Genomic DNA, 25,760 nt, shown 5'->3' on the forward strand with positions numbered 1-25,760 from the left:
TCGAACCTAGTGAAGGAGGAGAGGGAGAGGTATGGGGAAAGGACGAAATCGCCATGGAGCGGCATGACGCTTCCGCACAAACCGGAAGTGAATCAATCGATTGATCTGATCGACGGCGGAGCGATGGACGATGCACCCTCGTCCCGGCTCTGGACTGAAAGCGTCATGGCAATTGCAGGCAGCGACAACCTGCGCGGAAACAGAAAAGACCACGGCTCCGAAGGGCCGGGGTCGTAGAGCTTCAACAGCTTGTCGAACACGCGCGGAACAGGCCTATGGCGACGCGTCATGACGTGCCGCCCTGGCCGTAGGGATCAGGCCACGAACGGCCGGAACTGGATGCCCAGCCCGGCGATGCCGTCGGTCTCGCCGATCAGGTCGGCGCGGAGCAGCGGGCGCGCATCGATGAAGGCCTGCGGCACGATCAGCGACAGGCGGTTGTCGTCCGCGGTCAATTCCAATGCCGGCAGCGGATCGTCCTCGTGGGCGCGGTTGAGCAGTACCGCCAGGCGCAGCAGGGCGGCCAACCGGCGTGCAGTCAGCAGCAGGCGCTCGGGCAGGGCGTCGAACGCGGTCTTGGTCACGCTGCGGCGATGGCTGCGTACCAGTGCGGCCAGCATCTGCTGCTCCTGCCGCGAGAAGCCGGCGATGTCCGAGTGTTCCAGCACGTAGCTGCCATGCACGTGGTAGCCGCTGTGGGCAATCATCAGGCCCAGCTCGTGCAGGCGCGCGGCCCAGCCGAGCATGCGTGCGTCGTCGGCATCGAGTTTCCAGCGTTCCTGCACCTGCTCCAGCAGCGACAGCGCGGTGTCCTGCACGCGGTCGGCCTGTACCGTGTCGATGCCGTAGCGCTGGCTGAGCGCGGCCACCGATTCGTCGCGCAGGTCGTTCTCACCGGCACGGCCGACGATGTCGTACAGGATGCCTTCGCGCATCGCCGCCTTGCTGACCAGCAGCTTCTGCAGGCCCAGGGCCTGGAAGGCGGCCTCCAGCACCAGGATGCCGCCGGCGATGATCGGGCGGCGGTCGCTGGACAGGCCCGGCAACTGGATGTCGTCGATCTTCTTGGCCTTCAGCAGCTCGTCGCGCAGCTGGGGCAGGGCCTCGGCGGTGATCGCGCCCTTGCTCAGCTTCATGGTCGCGCAGATCTCGCTGATTGCCTTGTGCGTGCCCGAAGATCCGAGCGCTTCCTGCCAGCCCAGTGCGCGGTACTTGCTGGCGAAGGGCTGGAACTCGCGGCCGATCTCGGCCAGCGCGTCCTTCCAGCGCTTCTTGCTCAGCTTGCCGCCGGGGAAGAAGCGGCGGGTGCTGGCGATGCAGCCGGCCTGCAGGCTTTCACGCTCCAGGGTCTGCATGCCCATGCCGATGATGAATTCGGTGGAGCCGCCGCCGATGTCGATGACCAGCCGGCGCTGGCCAGGCTTGGGCGGTTGCGCGTGGGCCACGCCGAGGTAGATCAGGCGCGCTTCTTCGCGGCCACTGACCACTTCAATGGCATGCCCCAGCGCGGTTTCGGCCGGGACCAGGAACGACTGCGGCGAGCGCAGCTGGCGTACGGTGTTGGTGGCCAGCGCGCGTACCCGGTGCGGCGGCACATTGCGGATGCGCTGGCCGAAACGGGCCAGGCATTCCAGCGCGCGCTGCCGTGCGGCGGAAGAGAGCCCACCTTTGCCATCCAGGCCATCGGCCATGCGCACGGTCTCGCGCAGGCGGTCGATCACCCGCAGCTGGCCGAGCGTGTAGCGCGCGATGACCATGTGGAAACTGTTGGAGCCAAGGTCGATGGCGGCCAGCAGGTCGCCATCCTGCAATGCGGGCGGAGTCGTAGTGGTATGCGGCATGGGCGAATGTTAGCCGAAGGGGCGGTGTGCTCGTCACCGCGCGGCCTTCACATTTTGGAAGAGGGGAGTGCGGCAGGGCTGCGCCCTGCACCCGCAGAGGCAACGTCAACGTCAACGTCAAAAGCGGGGTATCCGTGGGATGGCGGACCCACCCCGCCTTTGACAGATTTCTGCGATCTGATGGTGGGTGCCGACCGTTGGTCGGCACTGATCCTATCCCGCCCAAAATCGGTGCCTACTGCTCTTGGTAGGTGTCGACCTTGGTCGACACACCGGGTCAGAGGCCCTGCATCAATGCCATCTGCGCAGAATGCGGGGCTTCGTCGTGCGCCGGGGCACGCTTGTGGTAGATGCCGTCGGCATCCAGTTCCCAGGCGTTGAGGTTGTCGTCCAGATAGTTCTGCAGCACCTCGCGGTAGACCCGCTTGGCCAGCTCCGGGTCGAGGATCGGGAAGCAGGTCTCGACCCGGCGCAGCAGGTTGCGCTCCAGCCAGTCGGCGCTGGCGCAGTACATCTCCGGTGCGCCGTCGTTGCCGAACCAGTAGACGCGGCTGTGCTCCAGGAAGCGGCCGACGATCGAGCGCACGCGGATGTTGTCCGAGATGCCCGGCACACCCGGGCGCAGGGTGCAGGCGCCGCGGATGATCAGGTCGATCTGCACGCCGGCCTGCGAGGCGGCGTACAGCGCGCGCACCACCTGCGGTTCGTTCAACGCGTTCATCTTGGCGATGATCCGCGCGGGGCGGCCGGCGGCGGCGATGCGCGTTTCACGCTCGATGCGGCCGAGGATGCCGGTGTGCAGGGTGAAGGGCGACTGCAGCAGGCGCTTGAGCTTCATCTTCGAGGCCAGCCCGGACAGCTGCTGGAACAGCAGGTGCACGTCGTTGCCGATGTCCGCATCGGCGGTGATCAGGCTGATGTCGGTGTACGCGCGGGCGGTGCCGCTGTGGTAGTTGCCGGTGCCCAGATGTACATAGCGGCGCAGCTTGCGGCCCTCGCGGCGCACGATCAGCAGCATCTTGGCGTGGGTCTTGTAGCCGACCACGCCGTACACCACCTGCACGCCCGCTTCCTGCAGGCGATCGGCCAGGCCCAGGTTTGCCTCTTCGTCGAAGCGTGCGCGCAGTTCAACGACCACGGTCACGTCCTTGCCGTTGCGCGCAGCCTGGATCAGCGCATCGACAATCAGCGAATCCTTGCCGGTGCGGTACAGGGTCTGCTTGATTGCCAGCACGTTGGGGTCGATCGCCGCCTGCCGGATCAGGTCCAGCACCGCGGTGAAAGCATCGAACGGGTGGTGCAGCAGCAGGTCCTGGCGCGCCGCGGTCTCGAAGATGCCGTCGCTGTCGCGCAGCGTGCGCGGGGTCATTGGCGGGTACTTCAGGTCCGGCTGTGCGATCAGGTCGTACAACTGGATGATGCGGTTGAGGTTGACCGGGCCGTCGATGCGGTACACCGCGTTCTCGGTCAGGCCGAAGTTCTGCAGCAGGGTACGCACGATCTCGCGCGGCATGTCCTGCGCGATTTCCAGCCGCACCGCCGGCCGGTAGCCGCGATCGACCAGTTCGTCGCGCAGTGCCAGCGCCAGGTTCTCCACCTCCTCCTCGTCCACCACCAGCTCGGAATTGCGGGTGACGCGGAACTGGTAGGCTCCCTGGACTTCCATGCCCGGGAACAGCTCATCGACGAAGGTGGACAGCACCGAGGACAGGAACACGAAATTCTGCGACCCGCCGAGCTTCTCCGGCAGCTGGATGATGCGCGGCAGCGAGCGTGGCGCACGCACGATGGCCAGATGGCCGGCGCGGCCGAACGCGTCGGTACCCTTCAGCACCACCACGATGTTCAGCGACTTGTTGAGGATCTTCGGGAACGGGTGCACCGGGTCCAGGCCCAGCGGCGACAGCACCGGCATGATCTCGTTGCGGAAATAGGCGCGCAGCCAGCGCCTCTGCCGATCGGTCCAGGAGTGGCGGCCGAGCACGCCGATGCCGGCCTCCATCAGCGCCGGGCGCAGCGTCTCGTTCCAGCAGCGGTACTGCTGGTCGACCAGTTGTGCCGCGCGGTCGTGGATGGCGTTGAGGATCGCCTGCGGGCTCATCCCGTCCGGTGCCGGTGGCAGGCCGAATTCCTGCGCGTGGCGGACGGCGGCGGCGCGGATCTCGAAGAACTCGTCCAGGTTGGTGCAGGAGATGCACATGAAGCGCAGGCGCTCCAGCAGCGGCACCTGCGGATCCATCGCCTGCGCCAGCACGCGGAAGTTGAAATCCAGCTGCGACAGTTCGCGGTTGATGTAGAGCGCCGGGTCGCGCAACGGATCGTTGTCCGGGCTCACGGGGAGGGGGAGGGATCCGAGGCTGCTCATGGCGTCATTCTTCGATGGAAGTCAGGGGGGCGGACTCGCGCGGGCGCACGTGGTCGGCATCGAAATGGCAGGAAAACACCGAGCCCTTGCCGACCTCGCTTTCAATCTCCAGCCGCGCGTGGTGCAGGCCGAGGATGTGCTTGACGATGGACAGGCCCAGGCCGGTACCGCCGCTTTCGCGGGAGCGGCTGCTGGAGACACGGTAGAAACGTTCGGTCAGGCGTGGCAGGTGGGAAGCCGGAATGCCGTAACCGGAATCGCGCACCGCCAGCACCGCGCCATCGCCTTCGCGGCGGAACTCCACGGCGATGCGGCCACCGGCCGGCGTATAGCGCACCGCATTGGTGACCAGGTTGGAGAAGGCGCTGTGCAGCTCCTTGGTGGAACCCTGCAGGTCGACGCCGGCCAGATCGTCGATGCTGACCTGGTGGCGGCCCTGGCTGTGCGCTTCGGCCTCGCGGCGTAGTGTGGCCAGCATCGGCTGCATGGCGACGGTCTCTTCCTCGCTGTGCTCCTGGGATTCCAGCCGCGACAGGGTCAGCAGGTCTTCCACCAGCTGGGCCATGCGCTGGCTCTGCTTGCGCATTTCTTCCAGCATCGGACCGGTGCCCGGGAAATCCTCCGGGTCCATCATGTCCAGGTAACCGTGGACCACGGTGAGCGGCGTGCGCAGTTCGTGTGAAACGTTGGCGACGAAGTCGCGGCGCACCTGTTCCAGGCGCAGCAGCTTGCTGACGTCGCGGGCGATCAGCAGCCAGTAGTCCGAAGAATACGGAATCAGTCGCAGGTTCAGGCGGATCGCAGGATCGACCGGTGAGGGCACGTCCAGGATCGGCTCGGCGTTGCGGCCGCCGGCCAGCCAGTGCGCCAGCGGCATCGGCTGCAGGCGTTCGACCAGCGCCTCGCCGAGGTCGCCCGGATGATGCAGGCCAAGCAGGGCGGTGGCCGCCTCGTTGAACCACTGCACGCGCTGGCTGTTGCGGTCCAGCACCACCACGGCATCGGGCAGCGCGGCGGCAGCGGCGCGGTAGCTGCGCAGCATGTCGAGCAGGCGGCGCTTGCGAACGCGCATTTCCACCTGGTTGCGGTACAGCAGGCGGTCCAGCTCGTTCCAGACGCCGGTGCCTTCCTCGGCGGTGTCCCAGCGCTGGCGCGCGGTCAGCCGGCGCAGCACGCTGCGCAGCCGCCAGTAATGCCAGGCCAGGGTGGCCAGCGCGCCCAGTGCGATGCACAGCCACAGGTGACCCGTGAACCACCCCACCAGTCCGGAGAACAGCAGTACCGCGGCAACGGTGGCCAGGGTCTTCAACCAGGCAGAGCGGATGTGGCGGGGCATTGCGATCTCGTCGTTGAAGTGCGGCGGTTCACTGGGGTGAACCGAGGGTTATAGCAGAGTTGCCGGCACCGGCACCCGCGGGTGCGCGGCGTCGGCACGACGAGACTCAGGTCGCGGTGGAGAAGCGGTAGCCGGCGCCGCGCACGGTCTGCACCATGTTCTCGGCGTTGAACGGTTCCAGCGTCTTGCGCAGGCGGCGGATGTGCACGTCGATGGTGCGCTCCTCCACGTACACGCTGCCGCCCCACACATGGTCCAGCAGCTGGGCGCGGGTGTAGACGCGCTCGGGGTGGGTCATGAAGAAGTGCAGCAGGCGGTACTCGGTCGGGCCGATCGGCACCGGCTGGTCGTTGGCGAACACGCGATGGGCGGCGCCGTCGATGCGGATCGGGCCGACGGCCACGCTGCCGTCCTCGTCGTCTTCGCGGGCGCGGCGCATGACCGCACGGATGCGGGCCAGCAGTTCGCGCGCCGAGAACGGCTTGACCACATAGTCGTCGACGCCGGCTTCAAGGCCACCTACGCGGTCGTTCTCTTCACCGCGGGCGGTCAGCATGATGATCGGCACTTCGCGGGTCAGCGTTTCCTTGCGCCAGCGGCGGGCCAGGTCCAGGCCGCTGGTGCCGGGCAGCATCCAGTCCAGCAGGATCAGGTCGGGGACGCGATCGGCGATGGCGGTCTGGGCCTCACGGGCATCGCCGGCGTGGACCGGCTCGTAATCGCCCTTGCGCAGGGCGAAGGCGACCATTTCACGGATCGCGGGCTCGTCATCGACGATCAGGATGCGTTTCTGCACGAGGACACCGTAGGGCTCGGTTACTGGAGTGGTGCCAGTAGACTACGGTTTGATGACATGTTTGTGACTGCCTGGCCGGAACCGGTCGGGATTGCCATCGACCGGTCACGCAGCACTCAGCGGCGGTCCAGGTCCGGGTCCTGCACGCCCTGGCGGCGCAGCTCCAGCACGGTGGGGGTGATCGCCTCGATGCGCGCATCCACCCGCGCCCGGCCCACGTAGTCCAGCGCCGGGTTGCGCTTGAGGGCCTGCAGCTGCATCAGCGATTGCTCCGGGCGGCCGCTGAGGAAGGCGGCCTCGGCATAGGCCTCGCTGGCGCGCACGCTGTCACCGGCCAGCTCGCTGGCGCGGGCGTATCGCTGCTGGAAGACCGGATCGTTACCACTTTGCGACAGCAGGGGCCGCAGCATGGCCTGCGCGCGCTGGCCCGCCTCGCGGGTGCCCTGTTCGTTCAGGATCTCGGCGTAGGTCAGGGCCACGGGCCGGCTGTTGGGGTGCTCGCGCAGCAGCTGCTCGAAACGGGTGTTGGCCTGCGCGCCCAGCCCGGCACGCGATTCGGCCTCGCCCAGCCCCAGTGCCAGCCACAGGTTGTCCGGGCGGGTCTGCAGCAGGCTGGCCAGGGTCTGCCGGGCCTGCGTGGCACCGCTGCGGCCGCCGCGCATGACCGCCAGCGCCTGGCCATAGCGCTGGGCGTCGTTGAGACCGTCCTTCTGCCGCTTGGCCATGTCCGCGTATTCGCGCTCCAGCTCGGCGGTGGAATCGGCGCTCAGCACGCGCAGGCGCTCGCGTGCCCACTCGAAGTCGCCGCTGGCGCCACGGGCCAGCTGGCCGACCGGAACGCGCAGCACGCTGCTGGGCAGCAAGGGGTTGTTTCCGCGCAACAGCGGCTCGGCCAGGCCCGGGTCGGCCGGATTCACCCGCTCCTTGCGTTCGCCGCTGGGGGTGCTGGTGGTCAGCAGCACCGTGTCCTTCTTCATCTGCTCGGCGCGGGCCTTGGCCTCGCTGATGCGGGTGATGTTGACCGGATGGGTGCGCAGGAACTCGGGCACGCTGTAGCCGCCCTCGTTGCCGCGCATCGCCGCCGACATGCGCTCGAAGAAGCCGGCCATGGCATCCACGTCGTAGCCGCTGCGCGACAGGGTGCGGATGCCGAGGCGGTCGGCCTCCGATTCGTTGGAGCGGGTGTAGTTGATCTGCCGCTGCTGCATCAGGCCCATGCCGGAGCTGATCGCGGCCATCGTCGCGTTGCCGGAGGAGGTGCTGTTGCTGGCCTGCGCGGCCACCACCGCCGCCAGCATGCCGAGCAGGATCGGTATCTGGTCGCGCTGGGCGCGTTCGACCCCGCGCAGCACGTGCTGCTGGGTGACGTGGGCGATTTCGTGCGACAGCACTGCAGCCACCTCGTCCTCGCGCTCGGCGGTCAGCACCAGGCCGGCATTGACCCCGATATAGCCGCCCAGCGTGGCGAAGGCGTTGATCTGGCGGTCCTTCATCACGAAGAACGTGTAGTGCTGGCGCGGCTGGTCGCTGTTGGAGCCAAGCCGGGTGCCCATGGTCTGCAGCCAGTCGTTGACCAGCGGGTCATCCAGCAGGTAGCCATAGTTGCGCAGCTCGCGCAGCATCATCGCGCCGTACTCGGCCTGGCGCGCCGGGGTCAGCAGCTCGCCGGCCGAGGAGCCGATGTCGGGCAGCTTCTCCTGGGCCTGGGCCAGCGGCATGGCCAGGGCCAGGGTAACGGCGGTAGTCAGCAGCAGGGCTCGCAAGCGGAAGGTCCTCGGGCAGGGCGCGCCAAGCGTGGCAGGGCAGGGGGCAACCATTCGTTAACCCACAGTGTTGCGGCGGTGGCGTGGAATTTCCAGCGCACCGGTACCATATGTAGACCGTCGATCCATCGTGGAGTTTCCCGTGACAGCCCAGACCGCCGGCGGCGCCCCCGCCATCACCATCTATTCCACCGCCGTCTGCCCGTATTGCGTGGCCGCCAAGAACTTCCTGAAGAGCAAGGGCCAGCAGTGGACCGAGGTCCGCATCGACCTGGACCCGGCCGAGCGCGAGAAGATGATGGCACTGACCCGCCGCACCAGCGTGCCGCAGATCTTCGTCGGCGACGTCCACGTGGGCGGCTACGACGACATGATGGCCCTGCACCGTGAAGGCAAGCTCGAGCCGCTGCTGGCCGGGCAGGGCCAGGCATGAGCGCGGCCGACGAAGGCAGCAAGGACCGCATCGCCGAATTCACCGACTTCCGCAAGCGCATGAACGAACGCATCCTGGGCGAACCGAACCAGGTGGTGCGGCGCTTCTTCGCACTGGACACGCAGACCTACCAGGCCGGCGCGCTGGACGTGAAGACCAAGGAACTGCTGGGCCTGGTGGCCTCGATGGTGCTGCGCTGCGACGACTGCATCAGCTACCACGTCGCCCAGTGCAAGGACGCCGGCGTGACCCGTGAAGAGTTCTTCGAGACCTTCTCGGTCGGCCTGGTGGTCGGCGGTTCCATCGTGATCCCGCACCTGCGCCGCGCGGTCGACTTCCTCGACCAGCTGGAAGGCGGCGCCAGCGCTCCGGCAGCGCACGAGCACTGAGGGTAGTGCCGGCCGCTGGCCGGCATCGCCTGAACTCGACCTGGCCGAGATTGCCGGCCAGCGGCCGGCACTACCGGGCCCGCGAGGGGGCCTGTCCCGCGATCCAGCAGCCCAGGAGCCCCTTCTTGTTGAAGGGGCGCGCCGACAGGCGGGGGTAGAGGAAGAATGCGCGGGCAATTCTGCCTGAGCCGGGCACTGGGACCATGGTCTATTTGGGACCTCGGCCCCGTCTCAGGCATAATTGCCGGTGAAACTTCCTTTGCGCCGGCGTTTCCGGGCACGTCCGGACGGCGTTTTTCCCCCTGTTCGGAACATCGATCAATGACGCAGAAAATTACGGTCATCCGCGGCGACGGCATTGGCCCGGAAATCATGGACGCCACCCTGTTCGTGCTCGACCAGCTCAAGACTGGCCTGGAGTACGAAGACGCCGACGCCGGCCTGGTGGCCTTGGAAAAGCACGGCGACCTGATGCCGGCGGTGACCCTGGAATCGATCGCGCGCAACAAGGTCGCGCTGAAGAGCCCGCTGACCACCCCGGTCGGTGGTGGCTTCACCTCGATCAACGTCAGCCTGCGCCGCCATTTCGACCTGTACGCCAACGTGCGTCCGGCCCACACCTTCCCGAACACCAAGTCGCGTTTCGACAACGTCGACCTGATCACCGTTCGTGAGAACACCGAGGGTGCCTACCTGGCCGAAGGCCAGGAAGTGTCGGCCGACGGCGAGACCGCCTTCTCCGGCACCCGCATCACCCGCAAGGGCTCCGAGCGCATCGTGCGCTACGCCTTCGAGCTGGCCAAGAGCACCGGCCGCAAGAAGGTCACCGCTGTGCACAAGGCCAACATCATCAAGTCGACCTCGGGCCTGTTCCTGAACGTCGCCCGTGAAGTGGCCGCGCAGTACCCGGAGATCGAGTTCCAGGAAATGATCGTCGACAACTGCTGCATGCAGCTGGTGATGCGTCCGGAACAGTTCGACGTGATCGTTACGACCAACCTGTTCGGCGACATCATCTCCGACCTGTGCGCCGGCCTCGTCGGCGGCCTGGGCCTGGCCCCGGGTGCCAACATCGGCAAGGACGCGGCGATCTTCGAAGCCGTGCACGGCACCGCGCCGGACATCGCCGGCCAGGGCAAGGCCAATCCGTGTGCGCTGCTGCTGGCAGCCGCGCAGATGCTGGACCATATCGGCCAGCCGGAAAACGCCGAGCGCCTGCGCAAGGCCATCGTGGCCACCATGGAAGCCAAGGATTCGCTGACCGGCGACCTGGGCGGTACCGGCACCACCATGAGCTTTGCCCAGGCCATCGCCAGCCGCCTGTAAGCGGCCGGTCGACCTCGGTTGGATCCACAGCGGGGCGCCTTCGGGCGCCCCGTTGCGTTGTGGGCTGACTCGTAGATCCACGCCATGCGTGGATGGCGTGGCTTTGGTCCGCAGCCACCCATGGGGTGGCTCTACAGGGGGTTGTCTGTGCGTATCTCGCACAGATCATGTGCTGTTGCACGGCTGGTTCGTGCGCCATCCGCTCCGCATCCTGTGCCCACTTTCCACTGCACAGGAGTCGCTCCATGAATCTCACCGCCTTCGGCCTGGCCAGCCTGATCGGCATGGCCGCCACCACTCCGGTCGTTGCCGCCGAGCCGGCCCATCCCACCATCCGCCATATGGCGGGCGCGCCGGTCGCGACCTCGCTGGATGCGGCGAAGACCGCCGTGCTGGTGATCGACTTCCAGAACGAGTACTTCGATGCCAAGGCCGCGCCTGGCTTTGCCGGTGGCCGCATGGTCATTCCCGGTGGCGTGGCCGCACTGCGCCAGGCCAAGCGGGTGGTCGCGTTCGCCGATGCCCACGGCATCCGCGTGATCCACGTGCAGCACGTGTTGCCGGCCGGTGCACCGCTGTTCGCGCAGGGCAGCGTCAATGCCGACTTCCATCGCGACCTGCAGCCGCGCAAGGACGAGACGGTCGTGCAGAAGGACGACGTCAGTGTGTTCGCTGGCAACTCGGCCGCGGTGCTCGACACGGTGCTGAAGGATGCCGGCATCGACACCCTGATCGTCACCGGCCTGCAGACCCATGCCTGTGTGGCCGGTGCCGCGCGCGACGCGGCGGCCGCACCCCGTGGTTACCGGGTGATCGTGTCGTCCGATGCCAGCGCCAGTCGTGACCTGGACCTGGCCGGTGGCCAGCGCATCGATCATCGCGCGCTGCACGATGCCTCGCTGGCGCAGATCGAAGACGCCTTCGGTGATGTCATGAGTACCGACGCGATCCTGGCGTTGCCGGTGCGCAAGGCCGGCGACGGCGCTTGATAAGCTGGCGGGGCCCGCATGCCGTGTGGGCCCCGCCACATGGAGCTGCCCGCCGATGGATCACTTCGCCGCCCTGCGTGCGCTGCGCGCCATCGTTGACGCGGGCAGTTTCACCGCGGCCGCTGAACGCCTGGGGACCACCCACTCGGCGATGTCACGGCAACTGCGCCAGCTGGAAGAGCATCTGCAGGTTCGCTTGCTCGATCGCAACAGCCGCAGGCTGTCATTGACCGAGGCCGGGCGCGACTACTACCGCGAGGCGGCAACGCTGCTGGACCGCCTGCAGGAGGCGGACGACCGTGCCCGCGCCGGGCAGGCGCAACCCAGTGGCAGCGTACGCATCAGCGTGCCGCAGGTCGTGGCCAGCCAGGAGTTGCCGCATTGGTTGCCGTCGTTCCTGCAGCGTTACCCGCACGTCTCGTTGGATCTGTCGGCCGATGATCAGCTGGTCGATGTCGTCGGTGGTGCGTTTGACCTGGCCCTGCGCATCGCGCATGCGTTGCCGGACAGCCAGCTGGTCGCACGTGAACTGGCCAGCTGCCCTCGCATCCTGGTGGCCGCGCCAGCCTACCTGGCGCGTCATGGCCTGCCGCGTCAGGCATCGGATCTCGCGCAGCACACGCTGCTGGGCTTCAGTCCCACGCCGTCAATGCCGCCCTGGCAGTTGCAGGGGCCGCGCGGTGCCAGTGCGAGCGTCGAGGCCGGGCAACGCCTGCGGGTGGATGCGACGCCGGCGTTGTACGCCGCCGCGTTGGCTGGCATGGGCATCAGCCTGTTCACCGCACTGACGGTGCAGGAAGACCTACGCGCCGGTCGTTTGATCCGTGTGCTGCCGGCCTGGCACGCCGGACAGCGGCACTACTTCGCGCTGTATCCGCATGCACGTGCGCTGGCGCCGAAAGTGCGTGCGCTGGTCGAGCACCTTGCGGCGCACTACGCTGCACAGGTGGGCGCGGCAGGGTAGTCGCGCGGTTGCAGCCGAGGTGGTGATGGAGTCGGTGTATCTGCTGGTCGCACTGGGCGCGATCGTCGCCGGATTCGTGCAGGGCCTGTCGGCCTTCGCCTTTGGCATGGTGGCGATGTCGTTCTGGGCATGGGGGCTGGAGCCGCGACTGGCGGCCACGCTGTCGGTGTTCGGCGCGCTGGTCGGCCAGCTGGTCGCGGTGTTCACCGTGCGCCGCGGTTTCAACCTGCGCCTGCTGCTGCCGTTCGTGCTGGGTGGGTTGGCCGGCGTCCCGCTGGGCGTGATGGTGCTGCCGCAGCTGGACATGGACTGGTTCAAGGCGCTTTTGGGCGGCTTCCTGGCGTTGTGGTGCCCGGTGATGCTGATGGCGCGCTCGTTGCCTCCGGTCCGCGTTGGCGGCCGTATCGGTGATGCGATTGCTGGCATGGCCGGTGGCGTGCTCAGCGGCATCGGCGGCTTCGCCGGGCCGGTGCCGACGTTGTGGAGCACGCTGCGCGGCTTCGGCAAGCACGAGCAGCGCGCGGTCATCCAGAACTTCAATCTGGCCATGCTGGCGGTGACCATGGCCACCTATGTCGGCAGTGGCCTGGTGAGCCGGCAGATGCTCCCGTACTTCGCCATCGTGGCGCCAGCCATGCTGGTGCCGACCCTGCTGGGCGCGCGCGTCTACATCGGCATCAGCGAGCTGCGCTTCAGGCAGGTCGTACTGGGCCTGCTGACCGCATCAGGCATTGCGTTGCTGGCTTCGTCGCTGCCGACGCTGCTGGCGCGCTGAGGGAGGAACGAAAAAGGGCGCCACGAGAGGCGCCCTTTGTCGTCTATGGCATGTTCCGACTCAGCGCTGCTGGATCTTCGACAGCAGGCGCAGGAACTCCACATACAGCCAGACCAGGGTCACCATCAGGCCGAATGCGCCATACCACTCCATGTACTTCGGCGCGCGCTGGGCCACGCCGGTCTCGATGAAGTCGAAGTCCAGTACAAGGTTCAATGCGGCCACGACCACCACGAACAGGCTGAAAGCGATGCCCAGCCAGCTGGAGTCATGGATCACCGGCACGTTGATGTTGAAAAAGCCCAGCACGAACGATGCCAGGTAGAGCAGGGCGATGCCGCCGGTGGCGGCGACCACGCCCATCTTGAAGTTCTCGGTGGCCTTGATCACGCCGCTGCGGTACGCGACCAGCAGGGCGGCCAGGGTGCCGAAGGTCAGCAGTACGGCCTGGAACACGATACCCGGGTATTTCATGTTGAACAGCGCCGACACGGCGCCCAGGAACAGGCCTTCGACCAGCGCGTACATCGGCGCGGTGACCGGCGACCATTCCTTCTTGAAGATGGTGATCAATGCCAGCACCAGGCCGCCGATCGCGCCACCGATGGCGTACAGGCTCGCGCTGCCGGAAATCTGGCCGTACTCGTCGACCGCCTGGCTCCAGGCGAACGCCGCGGTCAGCACGGTCAACAACAGCAGGATGCCGGTCTTGTTGGCGGTGCCGTTGAGGGTCATCACCTGGTCGGGGCTGGTCACCACCGAGCCGCTGGCGAGGTCGAGGAAGGTCGACTCGGAAAGAGCCGGGTTGCCGCTGCGCATGCGTGTTCTCCGTGCGGATGAGGGGCTGGACGGCCATCCGGCCGATGACCGGGAGCATAGCCGATGGCTGCACGTGGTGCCGTGCCAGGCTTCGGGTTCGAGTCGCCCGCGTTGACAGTTCATGATGCGCTTGGCCACAATGACCAGCTCCCCGGGCCTGGCCCGAGGGGATTGCAAGACCGGGGTATAGCGCAGTCTGGTAGCGCGCCTGCTTTGGGAGCAGGATGTCGGGGGTTCGAATCCCTCTACCCCGACCAATCCCACATCACGTCGGATTGGACACCGTTCCGGTCCGGGCGCCCGTAGCTCAACTGGATAGAGCACCGGCCTTCTAAGCCGGCGGTTACAGGTTCGATTCCTGTCGGGCGCGCCATAGAAATCAACGACTTATGTCGTTTTCTGTTGAAAAGTCCCGAAAATTGTCCTGAAATTGGTCTGAAGAATTTCGCGTTTTCGAGTTTTTTTTAACAACTTTCCTCGTGACGTTGTTTCATACTGTCTTCGACCCGAGAGGTCCTGGGCCCTTCCACAGCCCCTATCCCTACCCAGAGAGAAAAGCATGAACACTGCTGTCGGCGAAGGCTAAGTGCCAGGTCTGGAGGCGTACGCCTCAGCGACGGTTCCGGCGCAACCGGACAGAAGATAGAAGGAGGATCGATATGAATTCCATGAACACTGCAGTTGGCGAAGGCTGAGTTAGAGCCAAGCTCCTTACGCAATTCGTCGCTCACCACAAAGGCCCCGGAAACGGGGCCTTTGCTTTATATTTACAGGACGTTCACACAGGGGACACGGAAGTGCAGGATCACAAGAAGGACAACGTAATTGCGCTCGCCTGGCGCCATGTTCTGTGCCCGCTTGCGCGCCATGCAGACGCATTGAGCTGGATCTTGTTTGCGGTATTTCTGGCCTCGGTCGTCGTAACCGTGTACCTGCGGTACCTGGGTGATGGAAAGAGCGAGAGCTTCTACGGGCAGAATTACTCACTCTTCTGGTATCTGTCTTGGGGGCTGTTGGTCGCTTCGACTATCGGCCCGATGTTCAACGTGTTCCGGGCTCGCAATGAAGTTCCGCTTGGCGTGATGATTGGCGCCGGCGTCACACATGTGCTCGTATTTATTCTTATGAGTGTGGTCGTCTTGGTTCAGGCTAACAAGGCGGAGGCGGTCACCGGATTGCTAGCAGCTGTCGCCGGTGCGGTGATGGTCGGTATCGGCTGGGTTGTCCAAAACCAAAGCAGCGCCCGTGCATCGAGGCGAGCCCACACCTTCTCTGTTTTGACCCAGTCGCGGCTCAGTGCTGAATTTCAGAGTCACGTCAAGTCGCGAATTCTTCACTACCCGGCGGGCACGGAGATCTCGGTGGAAGATGCTGCGCTCTTCTACAAAGACGGCTTGATCGATGCGGAGAAGAAGCTTGATCAGAAGTTTGCAGAGGATCTGGCGCGGTCAAAGGATGAACACCACGACAGCCTGCGCGCAGCACATGAGAAGGCTTTGGAGGAAGTGCGATCGAAGTACCTGGCAATGCAGTCAGTAAAGTACCTGCTTAACTTCTACGAATTCATCTGCGCGGGCCTGCGTCTAAAAGAGCTTGATGAGGTCATGGTGCGGGCGACCCTTTCTGACGTCGCTGTCGGCATCTACAACGATACGATCCACGTCCGGCGGCATGCGCAGAAGCGGCAGCCGGCAGCTTTCACTGAGCTGGACAGGCGCATGCCTAAAGGCATCTGGCTGGAAGCCGCGGCACCTGTGCCAGTGGCAGAGCAAAAGGGCTAACGGCTTTTTCGTCCCGCATCTTCGCGGGTCCGGCCTGAATTTTCGTCAGTACCTGACTCTGCGACCAAGGGGAGCGAATGGTCGTAGACGTGCAGCATGGCGTCTGTGACGTGGCCACTAGCTTCCTTCTTGTTGCCCTTAGTATCCGTTACCCCGCGATGCTTCAGGCCGTGCAGCGCAAAGCGCTCTTCTGCCGTGATAATTCCATCCCTGACCGCGTTGCGCATCAGGCGACCCCAGGTGGTGTGCCAGCCGTGCCCGGTGAGCATTTCCCCGTCTTCGCTGACGAAAAGCGGCCGCATCTTGGGCGACAGGGGCGCATTGAACTGAGCAATGCCGCGTTTGGCCCAAATGGCGGCGCGGCGATCCTGCAGGACCTTGATCGCGACTTCGGTCTGCTCGCCTTTGCGCACCAGGTTGTCGCGGCTGCCCTTTCGGCGGTTGGTCTGAAGAACCTCGCCCTCCACATGGTAATCGGTCAGCGTTCGCACTTCGATGCCGCGCAAGCGTGCCTGGTAGGCCAGTTCCATGGCCGCCCATAGGTAGACCGGCAGCGCTCCTTTCTCGCGCGCGCCGCGCTCGCTGCAGCGGCGTGCGTAATCCTGCACCCGGCGGAAAACATCGCGCTCGGGCATGCGGTGATCGCGCTTCTCCTTGACCTTCTTGATGCCGGCGGCGGGGTTGGTGGTCACATGATCGTGCTCTCGCGCCCAGCCAAACACGCGGCGCAGATAGCTGAGCCAGTGGTTAGCCTTGGTCGGGTACCCAGGAATGGGGGCATCACCAGGCTTCGTGCCTGGCCGGCCCAGGGCAATGATGTCGATCAGCTTGCGGATAAAACCTGGCGATAGGCGGTCCACGATGGCGTCCCCCAGCTTGCTCCCGTTCTTCAGCGGGAACACCTTGATCGCCTTCGCGTAGTCTCGATAGTGCTGCTGTGTGGTGGCACCGAGCTGGGAGAACGCGAGACTCTTAGCGTGTTGATCGATGACGTAGGCAACGGTACCCCTCTGCGCCTCGCCGCCGCGAGCTTCGGCGATTGCGTGCAGGTCTGATAGCCGCGCAGCCGGGCCGGCCACGGTCTTGCACTTCGTTCCGTGTCCCTCGGGGTGCGGATCGCGCACATACCATCGCCCACGGCCGGTCCCGTCCCAGTAGACCCCTTGGGGAACCTTGTCATAGTCGATGTGCTTGGGGAGGTTCGAAGGAACCTTGCGAGGGCGTGCCATGTTCTCGGCTGTTTCCGTTAGAGCAAGTCGGTCGAATAGGTGTCGCCATTGCTGGCGGGCGCTGTGAGGCCCAGTGCCTCGTTCAATGCCGTCGTGGTGGTCCAGATTCCGCCGCAGGCGTCGTACTGAAATCGGATGTGGCGATCACGCGCCCAACGCTCGACCGTTGCCAGTCGCGGGCGCTTCCCCGGTTGGCAGAGTTCCTGCAGGTCACGGAATTGGAGAATCTCGCCGATCAAGGCGTGGCTCCTTCGACCGCCCGGAATCGAGACGGCGACCAGTCACAGCTTTCGTCTGCAGGGATGTGGCCGAACATCGCTGTGCATCGACGGCAATGCACGCAGTCGCTGCAGGTCTTGCCCTCCGGCAGATCCATGTCGTCGCCAGTGCGTCCGTACGGCTTTCGCTCATCCATGGGTGGTCACCTCGTCGTCATGCTTGGGGCGTACACCGGGACCATGCTCCAGTGCATCCGCTGCCGTGAGACGTTTGCCGGATTCGGCCAGGTCGAGCCCGACATTGACAACTTCGGGCTGCACTTCATGTGCCCCTGCTGCGGACGACGTAACAACCTGATGGTCGTCGGCAGGGATGAATGCGGGGCGCTGATCGAGCAGTGCGAGCCGAAGCCGCTCACCGGCACTGGTGACGGCATCCCGCGACGCCGCTGACTCACAGCGGATGATCACAGACGGGTCAGCCACCGTAGCGTTGTAGAAATCCTTGGCTGCGGCCAGCAGTTCGTCAGCCATTGCCCGGCGCCTCGCTGTCGACCAGATACATCTCGTGCGCAACGCGATTGTCGGCCGTTTTCGTGCGCTCGTCGCGGTACTTAGCGCAATCGAGCCATGTATCCATATCGGCGCGGGTGGGCCTGTACGCTCTGGTAAAGAAGGTGTAGCCACCGCAGCACTGATACCCGTGCCAGCCGCCCGCATGGGGTCCAAGCCGGATAGCGAGCGCGGACGCGCCTGTGCCATATCTAACCAAGTCGCCCTCACGTGGCCATTCCTCAACGGGGGCGCCAGCATTGCCCGGCAGCGGCGTGTCGAAGTGCAATGCGTTCTTCGCCTCCTGCTTGGCCTGGATCTTCGCCATCACGTCAGGCTGGTTGATGCGAGCCAGCTCAGCATCGCCAGCAGCGTGCATGTCCAGGCCCGCTATCCAGCAGTAGCCGGCCAGGGTGACCATGACGCCGCCGACTTCCTGCGCTGGATCGCCGACCGGGCGACCGAACACGTAGTCGACCAGCGTGGGCACGCGCGCTTTGTCGTAGCCGTGGGCCTGCAGCAGCTCCAACACCTCTTCCAGCAGGCGGTCGCCTCGCTCCGTCATGTTGCTGTAGAGCGATGGCAGGAAGCACTGGCCCATCCATTCGGCCACGCCAGCCTGGAAGCTGCGCCCCACCGGCTGGTGGGCGGCGAGTGCGTCTTCCAGCGCGGCATAGGTCGCTTCCGAGATCTCGCCGTGGTAGTCGCCGCTATCAATGTCGCTGATTACGCGGCGCGCGGCTTCCGCCAGCGCATCCTGACCACCCGGGGAGGGATGGGCGGAGAGGGCAGCGATTGCCGCGTCCAACGCGGCGGTACGCGACGGGCTGCCGGCATCCGTGAACCTGGTGCGCATCTCCTGCAGCACCAGAACATGCGCATTGCGGCGCAGCTCGGCGTTGCAGAGGGCCTGATACCTCAGCCTCACCCTCCCACCAGGCTGTGCGCCCGCCAGGGTGGGGGCGCCGACTTCCGGACCCGGTGGAGGCGTGGGCGCGCAAGGCAGGGGCTGATAGCCATTACCGTTCTGACCGTTGTACTGGGTCTTGTCGTTGCTCATGCCTGCATGTCCTTGCTGTTGGCGGGAAGGCGCGCCAGGCGCAGCGATTCCCAGGTAAGGGGATAGGGGCCGCGCTTCACCCGCGTGTCGGCAGTGGTCATCGACACGCCCAGTTCGTCGGCGATCTGGCGCATCGTGTAACGCTTGTTCTCGATCACGCGGGCGTAGAGCGCTGCCTTCGCTCTACCTGCCCGGACGCGGTAGTGGTGATGCATCCTGGTGAGCGTCGGGTCCATCAGGCAGCCTCCAACTGCGGCTCCACAGCCGCGCCTACGTTCGCTTCCAGGATGGCAATCAGCGGCGGCGGGCTCACGCTGTTGCCAACCATGGCAACGGCGCGGCTGTTGCTGACCTGTCGACCGTCCTGCGTGCGATCGATGATGTAGCTGGCCGGGAAGCCTTGTGCGCGGAACAGCTCGTGCGGCTTGAGCATGCGCAGCCCGATATCCACGATCACATACGGCACGCCGCTCAGATGCACCGTGACCAGCGCCAGCCGGTCCTTCGTGGTAACGGTCGCCAGGGGCTCGTCCAGATCGCCATGCTGTCCGCCGGTGCCGTAGTAGCGCATCAGGAACGCGGCAACGCGCAGCGCGCCAGCCTCCTGCTCTGGGCTTAGCATGCATTCCACGACGCCAAATCGCTGTGCGCCCGCGAGGACTGTCGGCAGAGCGTCACGTGGGTCGTACCCAATGACGTTCTGCGCCATCGCGGTCACGTGCGCGGTCACCAGGCGCTGGTGACTTCCGTTGGCGCAGATGGTCGGCATGGGCTCATCGACGGCGCTGCCGGCGCCCTGGTAGAACCCGCCGTTGGCCTGTTCCAGAAACGCCGCCATGACCCCCATGGCATGGGCGGCGCCGGCCGGGCGCGCCGCGCCAGCGCCGCTGGTGATGGTCGGCATCGGCTGGCCGGCGTCCGCGCCATCACTGCTGCCCCGGAACTTCACTAAGCTTGCAGCGGCCAGCGCGTGCTTGGTGCCTCCCGCGACCACAGTGCCCAACGGCTTATCGATGTCGAGACTGCGAGGGGCCTGACCGATCCTCTCGCCGTACCCGGACTGCACAAGCACAGGTGCCACAACGGCGTGGGAACCGCCGCGCGGCCAGGCGGTGATGGTGCCCAGCGGATCACTTCCGGTAGCGACGCCGTTGGCAGATGCGTTCGCGCACTGCACGATGGTGGGCGACACGATCATCATCTCGCCACGGTTGGCTGCAGTGATGGTCGGCATCGGTTCACCGATTCCGTGCGGCCTACGTTCCCCGCCGTGGGTGGCGTGGACGATGAACGGCTCAGCGGCATCCAGCACGAAGCGCTTGATGCCTCGGGCGATGCGCGCCTGCGTCGCGTTCGCGAGCGGCTTCTTGCGGCCAAAGATGCTTGGGCACGGAATGGACCAGTCGATGCTGGACGCTGCCGACACGTGCGACTGTGCGCGGTCAGGACCATGGGTCGGTTCGGGCCAGACAATCGCCTCACCATCGCAGCGGGCGACCATGTAGAGCCGCTCCCTCGTCGTCCCTGCGCCGTAATCGCAAGCCCGAAGAACACGCCACTCCACCTGATACCCGAGCGCCCGCAGCACAGCGACGAAGCGACGCCAGGTGCTGCCCTCGCGCTTCTTGTCTGGGATCAGGAACTGCTGGTCCAGCGGGACGCGCTCGCCGACAGCGGCGACTGTGCCGTCCAGCTTGATCACACGGCCGGTCGCCTTGTCGCGCTTGGCAATCAGCGGCCCCCACTTCAGGATCTGCTTGACGTTCTCCAGCGTGATGATGCGCGGACGCACGGTGCCGGCCCAGCGGGGCACAACCCACGAAAGCGAGCGGGTTGCTCGGCTGCGCGGCTGACCACCCTTGGCCTGGCTGAAGTGCGTGCAGTCCGGACTGGCATGTAGTGCACCCACAGGGCGACCGCCGCACTCGACGCGCGGGTCTGCTTCCCACACGTCCTGGCACAGGTGGCGAGTAAAGGGGTGATTGGCGGAGTGCAGTCCCACAGCCCAGGGGTTGTGGTTGATCGCAATGTCGACCGCCCGAGCCAGCGCGGTCTCCATCGCGTGGCTGGCGCCGCCTCCTCCTGCGAACAGATCAACTACGATCTCGTCCGAGCGCAGCCGTGATTTGAGGTCGTGCAACGGGAAGCGGAAACCGCCGGAGCCGTCAGCCATGTGCTGCCTCCCAGGCGACAAGCGCCTCAGCTGCAAGCGGCCGCACGAACCATGCCGCTGGGCCATCTTCGGTATCACCCAGCCAGACCAAGCGCCAATCTGCGCCGGGGCCAGTGGGCTGCCACGCGCGCATCTCGTCCCAGTAGCGATGGTCCCCGGTCTCCACGGCTTCTTCGGTGAAGTCGCCAAACGTCACCTGCAGGTCGAATCCTTGTGCGAGGAACAACGGCCGTAGCGACACCTCGCGACCGTCAGCCCACATCGGCACGTCCGGGTGGCACAGGATCTCGCCGTCGGCGTTGCGCGCCGGGAGGCGACTCGGGTGGTACAGGCCGCGCCACGGGTCCGCAGGATCGATGACAGTGCGGCTCTGATTCCGGACCAGCTCCAACAGTTCGTCGGCCTGCGCCAGCCGGGCGCGGGTCGTATCGCAGAGCGGCGTGTCGCCATCCTGCATGCTGCTGCGCAGGGTGGCGCGATAGGCGGTGACGGCGGTTTCGAATACGCGCAGATCCTGCAAGCGCGGCAGGCGGTGGTGCAGATCCCGCAGCGCGGTCTGGGCCTGGCCGAGGGTGATGGCCTTCGCCTGGTTGGGCAGCCACACAGCCTCGACAGCGATTGCGCTGATCGTTTCGAATGCGTCGCGCAGAACGGGGCAGTTCGTGGGGAGAGTGGCAAGTTTCTCGGTCATCGGCGGGCCTGCTTGAATTGGGTGTCGGTGTTGACGAACGCTCCAGCGAGCGGCGCTACCTGGCACGCCTGCTCGGCGCCAGCGGAGCGAAGGGGGAAGGGCGGTGAATGTCGATATCGGCGATTCGGATCGGCTGCGTACTTGCCATCGCTGATGCGCGTCACCTGGTACTCGGGGAACGCTTCATCCGGCAGCGCCTCGCGTGCCTCGAAAATCAGGGCGACAAAGCGCGCCTGCCATTCGATCGGCATGGATTGCAGGGTGCGACGTGGCACAACGTGATAAGCGGCCCGGCTGAGGCCGAATGCATGCCACACAGGGCCATCGGAGTAGGTGCTGCCGGGCCGGCCGGGTTCGGTAACGGTCGCTGCGTGCGACTCGCTGCTCATGGGTACCTCAGTCGATGTCATGGGCGGCCATGCGTTCTGCATAGCTGCCGTGGTTGGCTGCGTGGCGGCTCATCAGCGGGCGAAGCGGCGTGTGCCCCAACACTTCGATGTGCCCGCCGGCTGCGAGGAATGCGTCCAGGTCATCGGCCAACTGTTGCCGGTCGAATTCCCGGTGTCGGATCGTGGTCGCCGCGTCACTGACGCCTGTAATCGGCCCCACTGCGCAGGTCGGCTGCACTCGAGCAGGTGCCGCGCGCAGCGGGGCGATCGCATGTTGCGTGTGGCTGGACAGACGCCAGATCCCGCGCACGCCGGAGCGGTGGCAGATGGCCTGGCCGCTGCGCGCCAACCCCTTCAACGTGTAGCCGATGGCCTGGTGGGTGCCGTTGATGCGGCCAGCGGTCTTGATCTGCGCGACCGTGGCGCCTTGCGGAAACATGGACAGGACCCTGCGCACTTCGGCAGCGCGGCCGGTCTGCTGTGGACGGGCGCTCATGCGCGCGCCTCCGCAAGCAGTTCACGCATGGCCCAACCGTGATGCATCACCTTTGATGAGCTGTCCGCGACAGCGTCGGGGTTCTCGGTCAGAACGAGTGTGTTGTCGAGCGGGTAGCTGCTGTGCCCATCCCAGTCCTCGATCACGTCCTGCAGGCCGAAGTGCTCGCGCAGTTCCTGCACGTTTGCGTTTTTGCCGCACAGGTGCGGCCCATAGATCACAACAGAACGGCTCATGCGGGGATTCCTCGCGTGCGGCGCGTAGCGCGGTTGATGGGGGAGGTCGACCGAACGCGGACGCCCTGGCGGTCAAGCCAGCGGTGCGCGGCCTGTGCGGCCAGTCGATTGAGGGGGAACGTGATGCCGCCGAGCGTCAGCGAGTGGTGCGATACCCCCACGCTCCGGCTGGCGCTGGCGGCGACCTTCAGGAGCGACTCGCGCGGTGCGGTGGTGTACAAGCCGGCCCAGAGCCAGCCCTGGCACACCATCAGGACGATGGATTCGCCCTGATGCCCGGTGGCGAATTGCTGCTCCACTGGCAGCCCGGTATGCACGCTCATGCCGTCAGCGCCAGGTCGCGGGCCTTGGCGATCTCGGCCTCGGCGGCGGCGATGCCGATGGCGGTCAAGGTCGCCTTGCGCGGCAGCTGCGGATCGTCGTACCTGATCAGCACCCGCTCATCCAGCCAGTTCATGACGCGGCGCGTGAAAAGCTTCTCGGGGCGGTTGCGGGGTGCAAATCCGTTCGCGGTGCGGTGGAGGGTGTGGTCGGATGCGCCATGCGCTGCGAGCAACGCGGCTTTTTCCTTCGGCTTCAGTGGAGCGGCCATGGGCAGTTCTCCTGGTCAGGCAGCGATGGGCGTGGAAGGGGGTTGGGCGGCGATCTCGGCCAGGACCTCGCCGCGATGGCGGGCAAGCAGGGAGATCGGTATGCGTAGGTGGGCAAGGCTCGCGTCGGTCCAGCGCAGCTCGGCCAACGCGGCTCTCTCCTTCGGTACTGGACGGGTCGCCAGGCCACAGCGATGGCATTCGATGTGCAGCAGCGGTGGGCAGGGGGCGCCCAGGCGATGGCCGGTCGGTGCGCCTTCGGTCACGACGATTTGCGGTCGGTGACCGGGCGCGCACAGAGGCACTGAGTCGGGCAGCGGGCGAGCGGTCTGGCGCATGATCAGCCCCTCACCGAAGTGCTGAGCGCCCAACGCGCCTTGGCTGCGTCGCGGTCCGTGTGCGCCTGGTGGATCTCCGCGATGCGGAGCGGCACGACAACCGCGGCCACCAGCGCAACAGCTGCCCAAGCGAGTCGGATGCGCCGGCTCATGCCGCGCCTCCTTTGGCGCGGGCGAGTGCTGCGTCGAAGGCAATCAGCGACTCTTCGCACTTCTGGGCGAGCCGCGAGCGATCAATCAGGCTGTTGTCGAGGCCAAGCGCACGGAATGCAGCGGTCAAGCGGTCGCCCTGGTCGACCAAATCCGAAAGCAGGGCATGGGCCGTGCGCAGGTCGATGGACTGCTTTTTCAACATGGATTCGCCAACGCGAATCATGAAATCGGGCGTCGCTGCCGCCACGGCGCCGAACTCGGCGTTCACTCCCGCAATGCGCTCCAGGGTTGCCAGCGGGGTCTCAGCGGCGGTCATGCCCGCACCTCCGCAGACATGTCGCGCGAACAGGCTTCCAGGCGGAGGCTGGCGACGCCCATGCGCCGGGAGCGGCGCAGCTGATTGCGGTTGTGTTCGCCCTTGCTACGGAGCCACAGGGTCCGAGCGGTGCTGTGATCGCGTGCTGCCACTGCCCGCAGGGCCTTCACGGCCAACAGCGGCAGCGGGCTCGGGGTTGGATCGGCGTAGCGATGAGACATGGCGCGCTCCTGTTCGAAGGAGGGCGCCGGCGGGTCAGTAGCCGAGGGGGCGGCTATCGCCGGTGAGGGGAGGGGCCGGCGAGTGACGACCCGCCGGTCGCCCGCCAGCTGCAAAGCTGGCAGGACGGACTCTACAAACAAACTTGCGTGATCGTCAACAAGAAAACTTGCGCAATCAGCCGATCACCTCGTAAACCCTGACCTTCGGCCTTCTTGGGTCAAAGCTGAATGGGTCAACGGGTGCTAACCTCCGGGCCTTCTATGGAGGGAGGGGAGGTGTATGGAAGTGTTCTTCAGCACGCTGGGTGCGCTGGGCGTGTGGCTCGTGGCGCTGGCCGTGCTTGCTTTGGCCGTCATGGGGCTGCTTATGCCCTTGGCCGTGTTCGGCATCAAACCTCTTTTGCGGGTGCTCATTGAGGAGCAGCGCAGGAACAACCGTTTGCTCGCGAGGCAGGTGCTGCGGGATCAGGGTATTGAGCCGGAGGACGTGGCAGGAGTAGCCACGTCCAGAGATGATGGTGAGCCGCAGACGCTGCAGGACTTCATTCGCGAGCGTGACGGGCACAAGCCGTAAGGGAATCAATCAAGGACGTGGCAAAACTGCGGCCATGTTCTTGATGAGCCCGGTTTGTTCGAGGGGGAAGCCCTCCATGATGGCTTCCCTTGCTTCTTCCATTTCGCACAGCAAGGCGCGCAGCTCTGCCGTTGATAGGTCGCTAAGACGCTGTCTCAGAACCAGGTGCTGGTCGACAAGCCAGGCAAGCTGGAACGCGTCGCAAAGCATGCGAATTCTTCGAATATATGCCAAGGCGGTAGCGTCGCTTGGCTCATGTGCGTGGCACTGGCGCAGGCATCTTGCGTCGGGCGGCCGTGCCTGCTGCCGGACCTTGTTAGCGAGTGCCTGCGCGAGAGCTTCCAGTGCTGCCGCTTCCTTCATGATCAACCCCCTTTGAAATCTGGCGCTTCCGCAGGTGCGCGGTAAAGTCGACCACGTTGTCCGGCGTGACTGTCTTCTCCTGACGGGCGGTCAGATAGCTGTGAGCCAAGATGACAATCGAGGCGTCGCTGGCATCCTCTGGATCGAACGGCGATCCAAGAGCGAGACAGGCCAGGCGGACAAGTTGGTACGACGCGGCAAGCGTAGGGGCGTCGAGTTGCACGGTTTGAGACTGCGCAGCTCGGGGTGTTGAGAGTGCATTCAGTGGCTCATCCTTGTGCCAGCCAAGGAACTGCTCGACTGACATGCCGAACGCGCGTGCAAGCTCCACCATGTACCTGGGGCGGCGTGTCGGGGTATCTAGTAGCTGCTGGATGTGCTGGTACTTCACGTTGGGAGCGCCCGCAGCGCGGACACGGGCTGCCAGAGCCTCAACGCCAAGCCCGTGGGCCTCCATCAGGCCCCGTGTGATTTCACCGATCAACATGCAAGCAATCTTGCACTGTTGATTCGCAAGAAAGATTGCGCTAGTTTATCGCAAGAATTCTTGTGAACGGGCATTTCATGACCCCTCTGCAACGGGC

33 protein-coding genes and 2 tRNA genes are annotated in these 25,760 nt (G+C 65.7%); 11 read left to right on the forward strand and 24 right to left on the reverse strand.

From position 1 onward, the window contains the following. Positions 1-63: 63 nt before the first annotated feature. A complete protein-coding gene (locus tag AC5P6X_RS05775) occupies positions 64-237 on the forward strand; it encodes a hypothetical protein (RefSeq protein WP_158230911.1) in 174 nt (57 codons plus the stop codon). Positions 238-314: 77 nt separating this feature from the next. On the opposite strand, the gene ppx is transcribed toward AC5P6X_RS05775, so the two are convergent. From ppx to AC5P6X_RS05800, 5 genes are all read right to left on the reverse strand, one after another. Then, complete coding sequence (ppx, locus tag AC5P6X_RS05780) at positions 315-1,841, reverse strand: exopolyphosphatase (RefSeq protein WP_005408255.1); 1,527 nt, start codon at positions 1,839-1,841, stop codon at positions 315-317. Positions 1,842-2,118: 277 nt separating this feature from the next. Continuing rightward, a complete protein-coding gene (gene ppk1, locus AC5P6X_RS05785) occupies positions 2,119-4,206 on the reverse strand; it encodes a polyphosphate kinase 1 (RefSeq protein ID WP_005408256.1) in 2,088 nt (695 codons plus the stop codon). A 4-nt stretch (positions 4,207-4,210) separates the two neighbouring features. Beyond that, a complete protein-coding gene (gene phoR / locus AC5P6X_RS05790; RefSeq protein ID WP_099605474.1) occupies positions 4,211-5,542 on the reverse strand; it encodes a phosphate regulon sensor histidine kinase PhoR in 1,332 nt (443 codons plus the stop codon). A 106-nt stretch (positions 5,543-5,648) separates the two neighbouring features. After that, complete coding sequence (gene phoB, locus AC5P6X_RS05795) at positions 5,649-6,338, reverse strand: phosphate regulon transcriptional regulator PhoB (RefSeq protein WP_005408258.1); 690 nt, start codon at positions 6,336-6,338, stop codon at positions 5,649-5,651. A 116-nt stretch (positions 6,339-6,454) separates the two neighbouring features. Further along, the gene (locus AC5P6X_RS05800; RefSeq protein ID WP_108270720.1) at positions 6,455-8,101 is read right to left on the reverse strand and encodes a M48 family metalloprotease; all 1,647 of its coding nucleotides are present in this window, start codon (positions 8,099-8,101) and stop codon (positions 6,455-6,457) included. Positions 8,102-8,243: 142 nt separating this feature from the next. Here AC5P6X_RS05800 and grxC point away from each other — a divergent pair, with 142 nt between their 5' ends. The 6 genes from grxC (at position 8,244) to AC5P6X_RS05830 (ending at position 12,977) form a co-directional block, all read left to right on the forward strand. Then, positions 8,244-8,534 carry a glutaredoxin 3 gene (gene grxC / locus AC5P6X_RS05805; RefSeq protein ID WP_004154541.1) on the forward strand — a complete coding sequence of 97 codons (291 nt, stop codon included), beginning with the start codon at positions 8,244-8,246 and terminating at the stop codon, positions 8,532-8,534. After that, positions 8,531-8,923 carry a carboxymuconolactone decarboxylase family protein gene (locus AC5P6X_RS05810; protein WP_088435502.1) on the forward strand — a complete coding sequence of 131 codons (393 nt, stop codon included), beginning with the start codon at positions 8,531-8,533 and terminating at the stop codon, positions 8,921-8,923. Before grxC ends, AC5P6X_RS05810 begins: the two co-directional genes overlap by 4 nt. A gap of 321 nt (positions 8,924-9,244) precedes the next feature. Continuing rightward, the gene (locus AC5P6X_RS05815) at positions 9,245-10,249 is read left to right on the forward strand and encodes an isocitrate dehydrogenase (protein WP_005408261.1); all 1,005 of its coding nucleotides are present in this window, start codon (positions 9,245-9,247) and stop codon (positions 10,247-10,249) included. Positions 10,250-10,494: 245 nt separating this feature from the next. Continuing rightward, positions 10,495-11,238 carry a cysteine hydrolase family protein gene (locus AC5P6X_RS05820; RefSeq protein WP_049449908.1) on the forward strand — a complete coding sequence of 248 codons (744 nt, stop codon included), beginning with the start codon at positions 10,495-10,497 and terminating at the stop codon, positions 11,236-11,238. Between the two features lie 55 nt (positions 11,239-11,293). After that, a complete protein-coding gene (locus AC5P6X_RS05825) occupies positions 11,294-12,202 on the forward strand; it encodes a LysR family transcriptional regulator (RefSeq protein ID WP_049449907.1) in 909 nt (302 codons plus the stop codon). A gap of 25 nt (positions 12,203-12,227) precedes the next feature. Further along, a complete protein-coding gene (locus tag AC5P6X_RS05830) occupies positions 12,228-12,977 on the forward strand; it encodes a sulfite exporter TauE/SafE family protein (protein ID WP_329755895.1) in 750 nt (249 codons plus the stop codon). 60 nt (positions 12,978-13,037) lie between these two features. Here the strand turns inward: AC5P6X_RS05830 and AC5P6X_RS05835 are convergent, their stop codons facing one another. Then, entirely contained in the window at positions 13,038-13,796 is a 759-nt protein-coding gene (locus AC5P6X_RS05835) for a Bax inhibitor-1/YccA family protein (RefSeq protein ID WP_005408265.1), read from the reverse strand. A 180-nt stretch (positions 13,797-13,976) separates the two neighbouring features. Here AC5P6X_RS05835 and AC5P6X_RS05840 point away from each other — a divergent pair. The 3 genes from AC5P6X_RS05840 (at position 13,977) to AC5P6X_RS05850 (ending at position 15,577) form a co-directional block, all read left to right on the forward strand. Next, positions 13,977-14,053, forward strand: a tRNA-Pro gene (locus tag AC5P6X_RS05840). A 39-nt stretch (positions 14,054-14,092) separates the two neighbouring features. Then, positions 14,093-14,169 (forward strand) — tRNA-Arg (locus AC5P6X_RS05845). Positions 14,170-14,593: 424 nt separating this feature from the next. Further along, on the forward strand, positions 14,594-15,577 hold the full coding sequence (locus AC5P6X_RS05850; protein WP_495215347.1) for a DUF4760 domain-containing protein: 984 nt from the start codon (positions 14,594-14,596) through the stop codon (positions 15,575-15,577). Here the strand turns inward: AC5P6X_RS05850 and AC5P6X_RS05855 are convergent. The 16 genes from AC5P6X_RS05855 to AC5P6X_RS05930 all read right to left on the reverse strand — a co-directional run bounded on the left by AC5P6X_RS05855 (position 15,574) and on the right by AC5P6X_RS05930 (position 24,239). Continuing rightward, the gene (locus tag AC5P6X_RS05855) at positions 15,574-16,806 is read right to left on the reverse strand and encodes a site-specific integrase (RefSeq protein ID WP_495215348.1); all 1,233 of its coding nucleotides are present in this window, start codon (positions 16,804-16,806) and stop codon (positions 15,574-15,576) included. The genes AC5P6X_RS05850 and AC5P6X_RS05855 overlap by 4 nt on opposite strands. A gap of 17 nt (positions 16,807-16,823) precedes the next feature. Then, complete coding sequence (locus tag AC5P6X_RS05860; RefSeq protein WP_088431035.1) at positions 16,824-17,045, reverse strand: hypothetical protein; 222 nt, start codon at positions 17,043-17,045, stop codon at positions 16,824-16,826. A gap of 168 nt (positions 17,046-17,213) precedes the next feature. Then, positions 17,214-17,558 carry a hypothetical protein gene (locus AC5P6X_RS05865; RefSeq protein WP_495215350.1) on the reverse strand — a complete coding sequence of 115 codons (345 nt, stop codon included), beginning with the start codon at positions 17,556-17,558 and terminating at the stop codon, positions 17,214-17,216. After that, complete coding sequence (locus AC5P6X_RS05870; RefSeq protein ID WP_495215351.1) at positions 17,551-18,636, reverse strand: hypothetical protein; 1,086 nt, start codon at positions 18,634-18,636, stop codon at positions 17,551-17,553. Before AC5P6X_RS05870 ends, AC5P6X_RS05865 begins: the two co-directional genes overlap by 8 nt. After that, the gene (locus tag AC5P6X_RS05875) at positions 18,633-18,872 is read right to left on the reverse strand and encodes a leucine zipper domain-containing protein (protein ID WP_279702392.1); all 240 of its coding nucleotides are present in this window, start codon (positions 18,870-18,872) and stop codon (positions 18,633-18,635) included. The genes AC5P6X_RS05870 and AC5P6X_RS05875 overlap by 4 nt, the downstream gene beginning before the upstream one ends. Beyond that, positions 18,872-20,809 (reverse strand): DNA cytosine methyltransferase, encoded by a 1,938-nt coding sequence (locus AC5P6X_RS05880; protein ID WP_495215352.1) that lies wholly within the window; start codon positions 20,807-20,809, stop codon positions 18,872-18,874. The genes AC5P6X_RS05875 and AC5P6X_RS05880 overlap by 1 nt, the downstream gene beginning before the upstream one ends. Further along, positions 20,802-21,500: a hypothetical protein gene (locus tag AC5P6X_RS05885; protein ID WP_279702394.1), complete on the reverse strand. Its 699-nt coding sequence runs from the start codon at positions 21,498-21,500 to the stop codon at positions 20,802-20,804. Before AC5P6X_RS05885 ends, AC5P6X_RS05880 begins: the two co-directional genes overlap by 8 nt. Beyond that, complete coding sequence (locus AC5P6X_RS05890) at positions 21,497-21,889, reverse strand: hypothetical protein (protein ID WP_279702395.1); 393 nt, start codon at positions 21,887-21,889, stop codon at positions 21,497-21,499. Before AC5P6X_RS05890 ends, AC5P6X_RS05885 begins: the two co-directional genes overlap by 4 nt. A 7-nt stretch (positions 21,890-21,896) precedes the next feature. Continuing rightward, positions 21,897-22,385: a hypothetical protein gene (locus tag AC5P6X_RS05895; protein ID WP_279702396.1), complete on the reverse strand. Its 489-nt coding sequence runs from the start codon at positions 22,383-22,385 to the stop codon at positions 21,897-21,899. Beyond that, positions 22,382-22,621: a hypothetical protein gene (locus AC5P6X_RS05900; protein ID WP_242912735.1), complete on the reverse strand. Its 240-nt coding sequence runs from the start codon at positions 22,619-22,621 to the stop codon at positions 22,382-22,384. Before AC5P6X_RS05900 ends, AC5P6X_RS05895 begins: the two co-directional genes overlap by 4 nt. Beyond that, positions 22,618-22,944, reverse strand: a complete 327-nt coding sequence (locus tag AC5P6X_RS05905; RefSeq protein ID WP_242912737.1) for a hypothetical protein — start codon at positions 22,942-22,944, stop codon at positions 22,618-22,620. The genes AC5P6X_RS05900 and AC5P6X_RS05905 overlap by 4 nt, the downstream gene beginning before the upstream one ends. Continuing rightward, on the reverse strand, positions 22,941-23,213 hold the full coding sequence (locus AC5P6X_RS05910) for a hypothetical protein (RefSeq protein ID WP_049460328.1): 273 nt from the start codon (positions 23,211-23,213) through the stop codon (positions 22,941-22,943). The genes AC5P6X_RS05905 and AC5P6X_RS05910 overlap by 4 nt, the downstream gene beginning before the upstream one ends. Positions 23,214-23,228: 15 nt before the next feature. Beyond that, the gene (locus AC5P6X_RS05915) at positions 23,229-23,477 is read right to left on the reverse strand and encodes a hypothetical protein (protein ID WP_495215354.1); all 249 of its coding nucleotides are present in this window, start codon (positions 23,475-23,477) and stop codon (positions 23,229-23,231) included. A 74-nt stretch (positions 23,478-23,551) separates the two neighbouring features. Next, complete coding sequence (locus AC5P6X_RS05920; RefSeq protein WP_279702398.1) at positions 23,552-23,701, reverse strand: hypothetical protein; 150 nt, start codon at positions 23,699-23,701, stop codon at positions 23,552-23,554. Next, entirely contained in the window at positions 23,698-24,018 is a 321-nt protein-coding gene (locus AC5P6X_RS05925; protein WP_279702399.1) for a hypothetical protein, read from the reverse strand. Before AC5P6X_RS05925 ends, AC5P6X_RS05920 begins: the two co-directional genes overlap by 4 nt. Beyond that, positions 24,015-24,239, reverse strand: coding sequence for a hypothetical protein (locus AC5P6X_RS05930; protein WP_279702400.1), 225 nt, complete (start codon positions 24,237-24,239; stop codon positions 24,015-24,017). Before AC5P6X_RS05930 ends, AC5P6X_RS05925 begins: the two co-directional genes overlap by 4 nt. A 280-nt stretch (positions 24,240-24,519) precedes the next feature. On the opposite strand from AC5P6X_RS05930, the gene AC5P6X_RS05935 reads away from it, so the two are divergent. Further along, positions 24,520-24,813 (forward strand): hypothetical protein, encoded by a 294-nt coding sequence (locus AC5P6X_RS05935; RefSeq protein WP_049460326.1) that lies wholly within the window; start codon positions 24,520-24,522, stop codon positions 24,811-24,813. Positions 24,814-24,822: 9 nt separating this feature from the next. On the opposite strand, the gene AC5P6X_RS05940 is transcribed toward AC5P6X_RS05935, so the two are convergent. Together AC5P6X_RS05940 and AC5P6X_RS05945 are read right to left on the reverse strand one after the other, a co-directional pair. Beyond that, the gene (locus AC5P6X_RS05940) at positions 24,823-25,176 is read right to left on the reverse strand and encodes a hypothetical protein (RefSeq protein WP_143565971.1); all 354 of its coding nucleotides are present in this window, start codon (positions 25,174-25,176) and stop codon (positions 24,823-24,825) included. Then, a complete protein-coding gene (locus AC5P6X_RS05945; RefSeq protein ID WP_033835724.1) occupies positions 25,130-25,663 on the reverse strand; it encodes a hypothetical protein in 534 nt (177 codons plus the stop codon). The genes AC5P6X_RS05940 and AC5P6X_RS05945 overlap by 47 nt, the downstream gene beginning before the upstream one ends. Between the last annotated feature and the right edge of the window lie 97 nt (positions 25,664-25,760).

Source organism: Stenotrophomonas sp. YJH_SMC_40, assembly GCF_059368615.1.

What these genes read in the sequence shown, in the direction of transcription:
- AC5P6X_RS05825 (WP_049449907.1), top strand. Translation starts at nt 11,294, where the DNA reads ATGGATCACTTCGCCGCCCTGCGTGCGCTGCGCGCCATCGTTGACGCG.
- AC5P6X_RS05835 (WP_005408265.1), bottom strand. Translation starts at nt 13,796, where the DNA reads ATGCGCAGCGGCAACCCGGCTCTTTCCGAGTCGACCTTCCTCGACCTC.
- AC5P6X_RS05890 (WP_279702395.1), bottom strand. Translation starts at nt 21,889, where the DNA reads ATGAGCAGCGAGTCGCACGCAGCGACCGTTACCGAACCCGGCCGGCCC.
- AC5P6X_RS05830 (WP_329755895.1), top strand. Translation starts at nt 12,228, where the DNA reads ATGGAGTCGGTGTATCTGCTGGTCGCACTGGGCGCGATCGTCGCCGGA.
- ppk1 (WP_005408256.1), bottom strand. Translation starts at nt 4,206, where the DNA reads ATGAGCAGCCTCGGATCCCTCCCCCTCCCCGTGAGCCCGGACAACGAT.
- AC5P6X_RS05880 (WP_495215352.1), bottom strand. Translation starts at nt 20,809, where the DNA reads ATGGCTGACGGCTCCGGCGGTTTCCGCTTCCCGTTGCACGACCTCAAA.
- AC5P6X_RS05885 (WP_279702394.1), bottom strand. Translation starts at nt 21,500, where the DNA reads ATGACCGAGAAACTTGCCACTCTCCCCACGAACTGCCCCGTTCTGCGC.
- AC5P6X_RS05865 (WP_495215350.1), bottom strand. Translation starts at nt 17,558, where the DNA reads ATGGCTGACGAACTGCTGGCCGCAGCCAAGGATTTCTACAACGCTACG.
- AC5P6X_RS05810 (WP_088435502.1), top strand. Translation starts at nt 8,531, where the DNA reads ATGAGCGCGGCCGACGAAGGCAGCAAGGACCGCATCGCCGAATTCACC.
- AC5P6X_RS05775 (WP_158230911.1), top strand. Translation starts at nt 64, where the DNA reads ATGACGCTTCCGCACAAACCGGAAGTGAATCAATCGATTGATCTGATC.
- AC5P6X_RS05910 (WP_049460328.1), bottom strand. Translation starts at nt 23,213, where the DNA reads ATGGCCGCTCCACTGAAGCCGAAGGAAAAAGCCGCGTTGCTCGCAGCG.
- AC5P6X_RS05925 (WP_279702399.1), bottom strand. Translation starts at nt 24,018, where the DNA reads ATGACCGCCGCTGAGACCCCGCTGGCAACCCTGGAGCGCATTGCGGGA.
- AC5P6X_RS05920 (WP_279702398.1), bottom strand. Translation starts at nt 23,701, where the DNA reads ATGAGCCGGCGCATCCGACTCGCTTGGGCAGCTGTTGCGCTGGTGGCC.
- AC5P6X_RS05855 (WP_495215348.1), bottom strand. Translation starts at nt 16,806, where the DNA reads ATGGCACGCCCTCGCAAGGTTCCTTCGAACCTCCCCAAGCACATCGAC.
- AC5P6X_RS05875 (WP_279702392.1), bottom strand. Translation starts at nt 18,872, where the DNA reads ATGGACCCGACGCTCACCAGGATGCATCACCACTACCGCGTCCGGGCA.
- phoR (WP_099605474.1), bottom strand. Translation starts at nt 5,542, where the DNA reads ATGCCCCGCCACATCCGCTCTGCCTGGTTGAAGACCCTGGCCACCGTT.
- ppx (WP_005408255.1), bottom strand. Translation starts at nt 1,841, where the DNA reads ATGCCGCATACCACTACGACTCCGCCCGCATTGCAGGATGGCGACCTG.
- AC5P6X_RS05930 (WP_279702400.1), bottom strand. Translation starts at nt 24,239, where the DNA reads ATGTCTCATCGCTACGCCGATCCAACCCCGAGCCCGCTGCCGCTGTTG.
- AC5P6X_RS05935 (WP_049460326.1), top strand. Translation starts at nt 24,520, where the DNA reads ATGGAAGTGTTCTTCAGCACGCTGGGTGCGCTGGGCGTGTGGCTCGTG.
- AC5P6X_RS05895 (WP_279702396.1), bottom strand. Translation starts at nt 22,385, where the DNA reads ATGAGCGCCCGTCCACAGCAGACCGGCCGCGCTGCCGAAGTGCGCAGG.
- AC5P6X_RS05870 (WP_495215351.1), bottom strand. Translation starts at nt 18,636, where the DNA reads ATGAGCAACGACAAGACCCAGTACAACGGTCAGAACGGTAATGGCTAT.
- AC5P6X_RS05815 (WP_005408261.1), top strand. Translation starts at nt 9,245, where the DNA reads ATGACGCAGAAAATTACGGTCATCCGCGGCGACGGCATTGGCCCGGAA.
- AC5P6X_RS05940 (WP_143565971.1), bottom strand. Translation starts at nt 25,176, where the DNA reads ATGAAGGAAGCGGCAGCACTGGAAGCTCTCGCGCAGGCACTCGCTAAC.
- AC5P6X_RS05905 (WP_242912737.1), bottom strand. Translation starts at nt 22,944, where the DNA reads ATGAGCGTGCATACCGGGCTGCCAGTGGAGCAGCAATTCGCCACCGGG.
- AC5P6X_RS05900 (WP_242912735.1), bottom strand. Translation starts at nt 22,621, where the DNA reads ATGAGCCGTTCTGTTGTGATCTATGGGCCGCACCTGTGCGGCAAAAAC.
- AC5P6X_RS05945 (WP_033835724.1), bottom strand. Translation starts at nt 25,663, where the DNA reads ATGTTGATCGGTGAAATCACACGGGGCCTGATGGAGGCCCACGGGCTT.
- AC5P6X_RS05820 (WP_049449908.1), top strand. Translation starts at nt 10,495, where the DNA reads ATGAATCTCACCGCCTTCGGCCTGGCCAGCCTGATCGGCATGGCCGCC.